Genomic DNA, 12,149 nt, shown 5'->3' on the forward strand with positions numbered 1-12,149 from the left:
AAACCAGCATTTAGTAATACTTATCATCTATTTACAATCAATCAGAATTTGGAATGGATAAATTTTATGAGCATTTCAGTGTAAAACAGTTTCGAAATGAAATCAAATCGAATTCCATTTCTATGGCTTTCCAAGGAGCTTTCTCGAAAGATATATTATCTTTGATAGCTATCAACTTAAAGAAAATTCCTAATAGTGACTTTGTTAGCAAAAAAATCTTTGCATTGGTAGTAGAAATGGCTCAAAATGTCCACCATTACTCTGCCAAAAGAGTTTACTCTAAAGAGCTTCAAAGAGATATTGGAATTGGGATATTGACCATAAGCGAAAATGATGATTGTTACATAATAAGCTCAGGGAACTATATTTACCAAAAAGATGGTATAGAAATAGATGACCGATTTGCCAAGATCAACCATTTGTCAAGTGATGAACTGAAAGAACTCTATAAAAAGCAAAGAAAGCAACCCCAAAGAAAAGACAAACCGGGAGCTAACCTTGGCTTTATTGACATGAGAAGAAAGTCAGGGCACCCACTTGATTATATGATAAAAAAAATTGACGAAAACGAATCATTCTTCATCCTTTCAGTGAAAATTAATAAAGTATAGTGATGGAAAACTTTTATATTGAGGGATCAACTTATATACCCAGAATAGATTTTAATGCAGAAACTTCAGTTCTTGAAATTGAAGGAGAATCTTACCACGAATATACACTAGAGTTTTTCCAACCAGTTTTTGAATGGCTGGAAGAATATTTAGACGAACCGGGTAAAGATGTCACGTTTAATTTTAAGATGACGTATTTCAATACGAGTTCATCAAGGAGATTTTTGGAAATATTAAACATGCTAGAAGAATATCAGGAAGATAAAGAAGGCAATGTGACCATCAACTGGTATTATGAGGAAAGCGATATAGATATGTTGGAAAGTGGGGAAGAATACAAAGAAGATGTTGAACTTGATTTCAATTTGATTCCCTATACTCCAAAAGTGGTTTAAAAAGCATAAGTTGAGTATATATATGAAAAATGTCCTCCAAGTGCTTGAAGGACATTTTTCATAACTTATGTATAGTAAGAACCACAACTTAATTAAGAAGCCCTGCTCTTTTTAGCAAAGCGTCTGGAGATGGTTCTTTTCCTCTAAACCTCTTATAAAGCGTCATAGGATGCTCGCTACCTCCTGCTGAAAGTATATTTTCCCTGAATTTTTCTGCCACTTCTTTATTGAATATCCCTTCTTCTTTAAAGTACTCAAATGCATCGGCATCTAATACTTCTGCCCATTTGTAGCTATAGTACCCAGCAGAATAACCTCCTTGGAATATATGGGCAAAAGCACAGCTTGAAGTTGTCCCTTTTACTTCTGGGAATAAATCGGTTCGCTTAATGGCCTCTTTTTCAAAAGCCATCACATCTTCTACTTTTCCATCACCTTGATGCCATGCCATATCCAGCAAGCCAAAACTCAGCTGTCTTACAGTGGCATAACCTTCCATAAATTTCGCACTGTCCTTTATCTTATTGATCAATTCCTCTGGAATTTTTTCCCCTGTTTCATAATGGATAGCAAACATATCGAGGCATTCTTTTTCATAAGCCCAGTTTTCAAGGACCTGAGAGGGAAGCTCCACAAAATCCCAAAAAACACTTGTACCGCTCAAACCTTCATATTTGCTATCTGCCAATAAGCCATGAAGCGCATGCCCAAACTCATGAAAAAGAGTGGTAACCTCATTAAAAGTCAATAAAGAAGGCCGAGAAGTAGTCGGTTTTGTGAAATTACATACGATGGATACATGTGGTCTTTTTTCAACCTCATTGTAGTTGGATTGCCCCCTATACGAGGTCATCCATGCACCATTTCGCTTGCCTGCCCTAGGAAAGTAATCGGCATAATAAACACCAATGTACCTCCCACTAGTATGGGTTACTTCATAAGCTGTAACATCTGGATGGTACACTTGGATATTTTTCCTTTCGGTAAAGACTAAACCAAAAAGCTTATTTGCCACACCAAATACTCCTTCAACCACTTTTTCGAGTTGGAAATAAGGTTTCAGTACTTCATCGTCTATGGTAAACTTTTCCTTTTTCAACTTTTCAGAATAGTAGGAAAAATCCCATCGCTGCAATTGGTCAATACCATCAAGCTTCTTTGCATACTCTTCTACCTCAAGTACATCTGCTTTGGCGGCAGGCAAACCTTTCTCTAAAAGGTCTTCTAAAAAGCTATAAACACGCTTTGGCGACTCAGCCATTCTTTCTTCCAACACAAAATCAGCATGCGTAGCATAGCCCAGCAGCTTTGCTCGTTCACTTCGAAGTGCAACTATTTTTTTTACTATTTCACTATTATCTAATTCATCACCCTTACACCCTCTTGATGCAAATACTTTGAATAATTCTTCACGCCTAGCCCTGTTTTTAGCATAGGTCATATAAGCCATATAGCTTGGAAAATCGAGGGTAAACACCCACTTCCCCTCCAAGTCTCTTTCTTTGGCAGCTATAGCCGCTGCCTCAATAGCACTATCGGGCAAGCCTTCCAACTCTGCCTCATCGCTGATCACCATTTTGAAATCATTGGTCTCCTTCAGCAGGTGTTCTCCAAAAGTGAGGGATAGCTGCGAAAGTTCTTTGTCTATTGCCCTCAATTTCTCTTTATCTACCTCTTCTAAGCCTGCACCATTTCTCACAAAACTTTTATAACTTTTTCTGAGCAAAGTTTGTGACTCCACATCTAAATCCAGTGAATCTCTTTGCTCATATACCGTCAAAATTCGTTCAAAAAGATCTTTATTGAGCAAAATATCATTGCTGTACTCAGTTAGTTTTGGAGAAATCTTTCTGGCCAAGTTTTGAATTTCATCGTTGGTTTCAGCAGAGTTCAAGTTAAAAAAAATAGTGGATGCCCTATCTAATAACTTTCCAGCAAGATCAAGTGCTACTATCGTATTTTCAAAAGTTGGAGCTTCCTTATTTTCAGTGATTTTAGCGATATCCTCCTTCCCGAGCTTTATTCCTTCTTCTATCGCAGGTAAAAAATGTGTTGTTTTTATTTCTTCGAATGGAGCGGTTTCCAATACCGTCTCCCACTTTTCCAACAAAGGATTCATAGGTTTCTGTTTCTTGTCCTCACTAATTAAAATTCACTCTGATAAACTTCAAAAATGGCGATCTGTTTGAGAAAGAAAAATTATTGGGTAGAGTAATTTGGATGGATACCTGGCAATTGTGCTCCAATATTCCTCCTCCACTTGCTAAATTCATCTTTCAGTTCTTTTGCCTTTTCGGGCATTTCCGCTGCCAGATCATGCTCTTCACCAATATCATTTTTCAAATTATAAAGCTCTACCTGATCATTTGCTCCAGTAATGTATTTTTCATACCAAAAAATAAGTTTATAATCTCCTTTCCTTAGCGCACCAGCGGGTCTCATCCCCGAACCTTCATGGTAATGGGGATAATGCCAATAAAGCGATTTTCTAGAAATAGATCCTGTATTTTGTAAGACTGGTAACATATCCTCTCCATCTAAATTTTCCACTTGAATGGAATCTTGCCCTGCAACATTTAGCAAAGTAGGAAAAAAATCTGTAGAAATCACCTGAGCTTCGGAAGTGCTTCCTGCCTCAATATTCTTATCCCAGCGGACTATCAATGGCTCTCGTATTCCACCCTCATACAACCAGCCTTTCCCTGCCCTTAGCGGCGCTTGGGATGCATGGGCTTCCTTTCCCCCATTATCAGAGAAAAACACGATCATAGTATGCTCTTCCAGCCCTAATTCTTCTACTTTTTGCACTATCTGCCCCACACTGTTATCAAGTATTTCTATCACCGCCCCGATTGTAGGATTGTTTTTCTCCTCACCCGCCCCAGCTTTTTTCTCATATTTTGCTATTGTTTCTGAGCTTTCCGTAAGAGGGTCGTGGATAGAATTGTGCGATACAAATAGTAAAAAAGGCTTTTCAGCATTCTTTTCTATAAAACTCAAAGAGCGAGAAGTAATCGCCTTTACATTGTGGGCATCTTCTTTCTTTTCCCCATTTTTAGGTTTGTAAGTAATAAAAAATTCATCGAAACCTTGCTTATCAGGATTAAAAGCATCACTTTCTGGTGAAGTTTTTTCCTTGCTCAAGTGCCACTTACCAAAAAGCGCCGTGGTGTAGCCTTTGGGTTTTAATGCTTCTGCTACAGTTATTTCTTCTAGAGGTAAAAACTTCTGCCAGAGAGGTTCAAGAAGCGTATGATCAGCCGCAGCATTTCCAGGGATAAAATCAGTCAACTTGAGCCTTGCAGGATATTTCCCTGTCATAATGGATGCCCTTGTTGGAGAACAAACAGCCGCCGCCGCATAGGCATTGGTAAACTTCATCCCCTTGGCTGCCAACTTATCTATATTTGGGGTTTGATAGTATTCGCTACCATAGCAGCCGAGCTGTGTCCAGCCCAAGTCATCTGCTAAAATGAAAATAATATTAGGTGGGAGAAGTTTGCGCTGTTCATTATCAACTTTTTTAAGCTGATTACAGCTACATACCAAAAAGATGGCTGAAAGAAAGACTAACCTATTCATTAACGAAAAGTTTTAGTTTAAAAGAAGTAAGGCTCACTGGTTAGTTTCAGTTTTTTTCATCTTTTTATAAGATGGAACTTCCTATATAGAAAAATACTTGGGTAAGTACCAATAGCAAGTAATAGTATTTCTAAATTTATACTGTTTTTTTGAAAAAAATCGGAGAACGATGATTTTGACAAATAAATAACAAAAATCTGATGAGAATAGATAAGTTTTTATGGGCAGTAAGGCTTTTTAAAACAAGAAGCTTAGCAACCGAAGCATGCAAGGCGGGGAAGGTATTAATTAACGGCCAAACACTAAAGCCTTCTAGGGAAGTAAAAGAAGGCGAAGAAATAAAAGTAAAAAAAATGCCGATTTGGAGAACATATCGGGTAAAGGCTCTATTAAAAAGCAGAGTTGGGGCAAAACTTGTAGAGGATTATATAGAAGAAACTACAGCAGAAGAAGAGGTAAAAAAATTAGAGTTGCATAAACTCGCCGAACAGTTTGACAGAACAAAAGGCACAGGCAGACCTACTAAAAAAGAAAGGCGTGATATTGAAAAATATTTCAAGTAGCCGAGCAACTTTACACGATAATTGTTTTTTTATACTTAATACCCCATCCTTTCCTATAAATCAACCACAAAGTTGCATGATATAATCAGGATGGACGTTTATGGTGGGAGTCCGAATTTCTATCAAATTATTCTGATAATAATTAACATGCTAAAAACAATTATCAAACTACAACCATTCCAAATAGCCTTAATCAGCTTTTTAAGTCAACTATTGGTTTCTTTTGGCTTATCTGCCCAGCAGCCCAAACTCCAGGTGCAGACAGGACATGCTAGTCCTGTTCATTGCCTCGACTATAGCCCCAACGGCAAAATCATAGCCAGTGGAAGTGAAGATAAAAGCCTCAGATTGTGGGATGCTGTTACAGGTAAGGAAATAAAAAATTTCTTCGGGCATAAAGAAGGCATCTATGCGCTTAGCTTCCGAAAAGATGGCAAAACCATTGCTACAGCAAGTTCCGATCAGACTATTAAGCTGTGGAACATTGAAAAAGAAACTGCTTTCAGGACATTTTACGGTCATAGAGGAGCCATTAATACGCTTCAATGGTCAGATGATGGAAGTGTTCTTGCCAGCGGAGCTGATGATAAAGTTATAAAAATATGGGATGAACTTGGAAGGGAAAAGCATTCTTTGGATGGGCACAGAAGCAGTGTCCTCGATTTATCTTTTCACCCTACCCATCCGCAGTTAGCCAGCTCGGGAGCTGATAAGCTCATTATTATTTGGGATTTGACTACGGGAAAACAAGTAAAATCCTTCCAAGCCCATACCGACTCCATCCATTCCATTTCTTTCACTCCTGATGGAAAATGGCTTGTAAGCGCTGGTGAAGACCGAACTGTAAAAGTTTGGGATACCTCAGATTGGTCTCTTAAGCAAGTGATGTTTGGACATGCTGGAGGAGTAAAAGCGGTAACTACAGACCAACAAAGTAAATTGATTTACAGCGGAGGAAAAGATGGGATAATTGTAGCATGGGAGCTTGCTTCGGGTAGAAAGGTGCTCATGATGCAAGGCCACAAAGGCAGTATAAATGCACTTTCTATTGGCGACAGGTCAGATTTGTTAGCCAGTGCCAGTGATGATGCCACGCTTGCTACATGGAACAGCATCACCGGCAGACGCTATCAAGTAATTACGAGTGAAGCTGCTAGCATCAAAACAATTGAGTGGCACCCTGAAGGCAAACAATTCTCTTTTGGAAACAAAGTAGGAATGATCTACAGCTGGGATGCTAAAGCTGGGAAAATTATTCGCTCCATTCATGCACATAAATCTCAGGTAACATCCCTTGCGTACAGCCCAGATGGGAAATACTTAGTTTCAGGTGGTAAGGATATGCTTGTGAAAGTATGGAACACAGCCACAGGAAAAGAAGTCAGGACTTTCCAAGGGCACTTCGAAGCCGTAAATGCAGTAGTTTTCTTACCCGATGGCAGGTCGGTGGCAAGTGCTAGTAGTGACCAAACTATCAAAATTTGGGATATAAATACTGGTAAAGAACTTCGAAACTTGTTTGGACACTTGGGCAGTGTCAACGGTCTTTCTGTAAGTGCCGATGGAAATTTGCTCGCTAGCGGAAGCAGTGATAAAACCATAAAAATATGGGAGTTGGCTACAGGAAATTTAAAAACGACTTTTGAAGGGCACGCCGGTGTAATTAATGAGGTCGCTTTTAGTCCAGATACAGTTCATTTAGCAAGTGCCAGCAACGATGAAAGTATCAAAATCTGGAATATTGCTACCCAACAACAAGAAAAATCTCTGGAAGGAACTTCAGCACCAATCACTTCGGTTGCCTACGATCACACAGGGGCTTTTATCGTATCGGGAAGTACAAACCAAATTACAAGAGTTTGGAAAGCACATACAGGTAAAGTTTCCCGAACCCTTTTTGAGCACGACGGAACAGTGAACGGTGCTAAATTTAGTCCCGATGGGGAATTGGTAATTAGCGCAGGTGAAGACCAACAAATTAAAATTTGGAGGTTGAAAGAAGGGATGGAAATCCTTTCCCTTATCCCCGCAGACAAGGGAAACAACTTTGTGGTCACTAACCCCGATGGATACTTCGATGGAACGGAAAAAGGGATAAACAACTTGCTCCACTTCGTATTAGAAGATTATGTAATTCCGCTAAGCGCCTTGTATGAAAAACGTTTTTCTCCAGGCTTATGGAGAGCTATTCTTTGGGGTGAAGAAGAGGCTATTGCTGATGTAGAAGTTCCAGCAACTTTTTCCACTCCACCCGAAGTTTATTTCACCTACCCAAGGAGAAAACAGAACCAAGGGCATTTTAAAGTGACTCAAAGTGGGTTAATGTGCGACACAGCCAATATTCAGGTAAAAATAGAGGCGTATGATCAAGGTGGCGGAATAGATGAAATTCAACTTTTCCAAAATAACAAACTTATTGCTGTAACCGATAGCACTTTCAGGTCGCCCGCGGAAGAAGGTGCATATAAATCTTACACATTCGATATCGTATTAGCCGAGGGAATAAACAAGTTCACAGCTATTGCACTAAATAATGATAGAACCGAATCTCTTCCCGATTTTCTGGAAATTGCATTCAAATCTTTTATCGTACCCGAATCGAACCTCTACCTTTTTACCATAGGTATAGACGAGTATAAGAATAAAAAATATAACCTTAATTATGCGAGAACGGATGCTACTGCCATTGAAGCTCAAATAGTGAAAGGAGGAAGAAAAATATTTAAGAATATCATTTCCCGAAAAATTTATGATTCCGAAGCTACAGTCGAAAATATTCGAGCAACTTTTGCGGAAATAATCAATCAAGCTACGGAAAATGATGTATTTATCTTCTTTTATGCTGGGCATGGTGTCATGAACGAAAGCCGCACAAGTAGGGAATATTATTTGTGCCCCCACGATGTCACCAAAATGTATGGAAATGAACGAATACTCAGAAACCATGGCTTATCCGCTAGAGAGTTGAAAGACCTTTGCAAAAAAGTGAAAGCCCAAAAACAATTGGTTTTACTCGATGCATGCCAATCTGGTGGAGCTGCTAGAGCTTTTAGCAGAAGAGGAGCTACGGAAGAAAAAGCAATTGTACAACTTGCGCGGAGTACGGGAGTGGCGTTGATTGCAGCCAGTGATTCGGAACAGTTTGCTGCCGAAGTAGAAGAGCTAGGGCACGGAGTATTTACTTATAGTATTTTAAAAGCTTTAGAGGGTGAAGCAGATTCAGGAAAAGGTGACAAAAAAATCACAGTAGGTGAACTTAGGGTATTTGTAGAGCAAAACATTCCCGATATCAGCGAACAATACAAAGGGGTGGCGCAATATCCAACGGTCTACACCAGCGGACAAGATTTCCCTATCGGCTTAATTGAGGAAGAATAAGATAACCTATTTCAGGACTATACAAACCGAGCGGCATAAAAAAAGCCCCGCAATGTGCGTGGCTTTCCTTTTTCCAAAAACTCAATTGAGTTCTTAGTAATATTTATAAAGCTCATTCTCAGCATCGGCAAATTTCTCCATTGCCTGAGCAATTTTAAAAGATACTGTACGGGCGTAATTTTGCTCAAGCTGTTGCTTGTATAATGCATAATTAGCAGCTTCAGAAGCTCTATCCATCCTATCTACTTCAAATACTATCACACCATTTTCATCTGCAATTGGCTCTGAAGTATCTCCTAATGACATGCTAAATACTCTACCAATTGTTTTTGGGGCAAAGCCTGCAATAGGAAGTGCAGTAGTGTTGAACGTGATATCTGTACCTGTACTTACCAAAGCTCCAGTTCCAAATTCAGTTCTCATATCATCTACAGCACCTGTCATTCCTTCGAACTTAGCCAATATCTGTTCCTTTTGCTTTTCTTTGACAAGCTCCCTGCGGATTTCATCTTTTACGTCATCCAACTTAGCAGGACCTTTTTCGCGCTTAGCAGTAAGGTTAGCACAAATATATTGCTCATCAAGGCTGAATACTTCAGAAACAGCTCCAACTTCAGTCTCATCATCATAAGCCCAACGAACAATTTGCCTTACGCCAGACTCAGTAATGTTGTTGATGTTTCTAGCATTTGGACCGATAGTCAATGCTTGGAAACGGATCAAAGTTGAATCTTTATCTGCTGCAGCTATAAAGTCATCACGACTTTCCGCTACATCGAAATTGATTGTCTTGCGGTAGATCATATCGATAGTCTCAGAGCTAGGAGCAATATCGCTTTGGACACTTGCTATATTGTATTTCGTATTGGTCTTCAAACCTGTTACTTCAATGATATGGTAACCAAATTCGGTTTCAACCAAATTTGGTAACAAACCAAGCGAAGTAGCTTTCATCACAGCATCATTGAATGGCTTAACCATTGTGTTTTCATCGAACCAACCTAGGTCACCACCACGAGTACGTGTTCCATCTGAACCGTACTGAGCTGCCATTACTGCAAAATCAGCGCCGCCTTTAATCTGGTTCAATACATCTTGAGCTTTAGTTTTTGCCGCAGCTTTATCGTCACCTTCAAACTGAATCAAAATATGGCTTGCTTTTGCATAGTCCAACGTATCTTCTACAATACTCAAAACTTTGTAAAGCATGAAAGACTCACCGCTACGAACAGGTCCATAAACACCACCTTCGGTTAAAGATGCTACGTCCAACTCAGCAGGAAGCTGACCTGGAGTATATGAGTTGAAGTTATTGTTTACATCTGAGTTTGCCTCTACAAAAGCTGTATCGTCTTCGGTAGTTTCAAACTGAGTTTTCAACCTCTCCAATGCATTTTTTTGATCTTCGATATCGTCTTGAGTAGGCTCTATTGGGAAAACCACGTACTCTATAGCACGATTAGCCTCTCTTTCATATTTTTCTTTATTCTTGTTATAATAGCTTTCAATTTCGCTATCGGTAACCGTTACCGAAGAATCAGGAATATATGTATAAGGAACGTACACGTAGCGAATATCGGCAGTTGAGTTTTGCGCCTCATATTCCTTCTTAGCCTCGGCAGTAGTTGCATAATATGTTTTGCCCAAAAGTGCTTCATATTTTGACCTTAGCCTATCTGGACGAAGGTTTTGCTCGAAGTTTCTGAATGAGATTTGGTCTTGTGGAGGAAAGGTGTTCATGTTCCTCAAGAAGTTCACGATCATGTTTCTATCTACCTGACCAGTTTCTGGGTTGGTAAATAATTGAGCGATAGATGGGTGGATGTTGTTTCCCTGTACCATGTCAATGATTTCCTCATCGGTCACATCAATCCCTAATTTCTCGAACTCTTCTTGGTAAACGATTTTGAAAATCATCTGATTCCAAGCTTCTTGCCTTAAGCCTGGCATCTGAGCCTCATTAGGTTGCTGACCTGTAGCCATTGCATAATTGTTTCGCAGCCTTTCCACTTCCGCGCTAAACTCTTCGAAAGAAACCTCCTGACCAGCGATCTCTCCTACTATTCTTTTGTTATTTCCTAGGAAAACCGAGTTAGGCGAGAGTAAATCTCCACCTACCAAGAATAGGATCAAGCCCACTGCCACAATACCTACAGCTAATCCTGATCTTTCCCTGATTTTAGTTATAATAGCCATTACTACTTAAAAATTACGTCTTTGATATATCTATTTCTTATCCCAACAATTTATGTAGAGAGTATCCCCTCTAAATTTAAGGAATGCAAAGCTACATAAAATTGCCGAATAACCATAGATAGACGTACAAGCATTCAGTATCTCAAGTTCTACTTTCTCCTATGTACTTTTCTTTCTTATAATGAAGCATTTAGAATACAAGAGCAATCAAGACTTCATTACCTTGGGCAGTGAGTACTTTCGAAACCCGATACTCTCCGCTTTCTTTGTATGGAAATGGTAACATTTAAAAAATTTGAATCGCCAAAAAATGAGTCCTGTATAACCAAGAAAGACTCTCAGTATTTATATGATTGTAGTAAAACTATATTCCAAAGAAAATAAAGTAGTCTGGGACAAATTGGTTGCTGAAGCCAATGGAGCGACTTTTATCCTTAAAAGAGACTTTATAGAGTACCACCAACACCGCTTTGATGACTACTCTCTTACGGTGTGGAATCAGGAAAAGCTAATTGCTGTTTTACCAGCAAACATATCGAAACTCAATATTTATTCCCACCAAGGGCTGAGCTATGGCGGAATGGTGTTTGAAAACGGGATTTCCGCTCAACTTGCCTACCACGCATTTATCAGTAGCCTTTTTTATCTCAAAGAAAGAGGTTTTGAAAAATTGATTTACAAACAACTCCCCTCCTATTACCATATTTCACCTGCACTCTACGATCAGTACCCACTTTTTTGTACCAATGCGAAGCTTACTCTCAGGGAAATGAGCCAAATAATAGATTTACAAAACTCAGGAGAAATTCAAAAAAGGCGCTTGAGAGGAGTAAAAAAGGCTCAAAAACAAGGAATAATTTGGAAAGTATCGGAAAACTGGGAAGACTTTTGGGAAGTTCTTTCCGGCAACCTCCAAGAACGGTATGGCAAAGAACCTGTCCATAGTCTTAAAGAAATCCTGTATCTCAAAAAACTTTTCCCCGATCACATCAAGCTTTATGTAGCAAAGAAAAAAGGTGAAATTTTAGGAGGAACAGTCATTTTCCAACATCAAAAAACAGCACATGCCCAATACATCGCCTCCACGGCTGAGGGAAAAGCCAGCAATGCTTTAGATTTCCTCTTTTTCCACCTGATCAAACATTATGAGGGCTTCAACTATTTTAGCTTTGGCGTGAGCAATACTCGAAACGGTTTTGAAATAGACAAAGGGCTTTTTGAATGGAAAGAAGGCTGGGGAACGATTCCTTGGCAACATGACATCTACGAAATAAACCTCCAGCCGCTCCCGCAAGAGCTGAAAAATAGTAGCGAAATTTTTAACTCCTTGAATAAAAAGTGATAGCAACTACCGAAACTTCAAGCTTTTCTTGTGTTCCCTTAGGTTTGGCCGTACTTTTGCAAACTGTTTTTTAGAAATAATG

General features: G+C 39.3%; 8 protein-coding genes. 5 read left to right on the plus strand and 3 right to left on the minus strand.

The annotated features are described in order from the left end of the window. Positions 1–53: 53 nt before the first annotated feature. Complete coding sequence (locus tag R9C00_26640; protein ID WPO35278.1) at positions 54–611, plus strand: SiaB family protein kinase; 558 nt, start codon at positions 54–56, stop codon at positions 609–611. Positions 612–613: 2 nt separating this feature from the next. After that, positions 614–1,006: a DUF1987 domain-containing protein gene (locus R9C00_26645; GenBank protein WPO35279.1), complete on the plus strand. Its 393-nt coding sequence runs from the start codon at positions 614–616 to the stop codon at positions 1,004–1,006. 88 nt (positions 1,007–1,094) lie between these two features. Here the strand turns inward: R9C00_26645 and R9C00_26650 are convergent, their stop codons facing one another. Together R9C00_26650 and R9C00_26655 are read right to left on the minus strand one after the other, a co-directional pair. Next, a complete protein-coding gene (locus tag R9C00_26650; GenBank protein ID WPO35280.1) occupies positions 1,095–3,125 on the minus strand; it encodes a M3 family metallopeptidase in 2,031 nt (676 codons plus the stop codon). Between the two features lie 80 nt (positions 3,126–3,205). After that, complete coding sequence (locus tag R9C00_26655; GenBank protein WPO35281.1) at positions 3,206–4,588, minus strand: sulfatase; 1,383 nt, start codon at positions 4,586–4,588, stop codon at positions 3,206–3,208. Positions 4,589–4,788: 200 nt separating this feature from the next. Here R9C00_26655 and R9C00_26660 point away from each other — a divergent pair, with 200 nt between their 5' ends. After that, positions 4,789–5,151: an RNA-binding S4 domain-containing protein gene (locus R9C00_26660; GenBank protein WPO35282.1), complete on the plus strand. Its 363-nt coding sequence runs from the start codon at positions 4,789–4,791 to the stop codon at positions 5,149–5,151. Positions 5,152–5,298: 147 nt separating this feature from the next. Beyond that, complete coding sequence (locus tag R9C00_26665; protein WPO35283.1) at positions 5,299–8,529, plus strand: caspase family protein; 3,231 nt, start codon at positions 5,299–5,301, stop codon at positions 8,527–8,529. A gap of 93 nt (positions 8,530–8,622) precedes the next feature. Here the strand turns inward: R9C00_26665 and R9C00_26670 are convergent, their stop codons facing one another. Then, entirely contained in the window at positions 8,623–10,725 is a 2,103-nt protein-coding gene (locus R9C00_26670) for a SurA N-terminal domain-containing protein (protein ID WPO35284.1), read from the minus strand. A 349-nt stretch (positions 10,726–11,074) separates the two neighbouring features. Between R9C00_26670 and R9C00_26675 the strand changes: the two genes are divergently transcribed. Beyond that, positions 11,075–12,067, plus strand: coding sequence for a GNAT family N-acetyltransferase (locus tag R9C00_26675; protein WPO35285.1), 993 nt, complete (start codon positions 11,075–11,077; stop codon positions 12,065–12,067). Positions 12,068–12,149 lie beyond the last annotated feature (82 nt).

This window comes from Flammeovirgaceae bacterium SG7u.111 (assembly GCA_034044135.1).
Taxonomy (GTDB): Bacteria; Bacteroidota; Bacteroidia; order Cytophagales; family Flammeovirgaceae.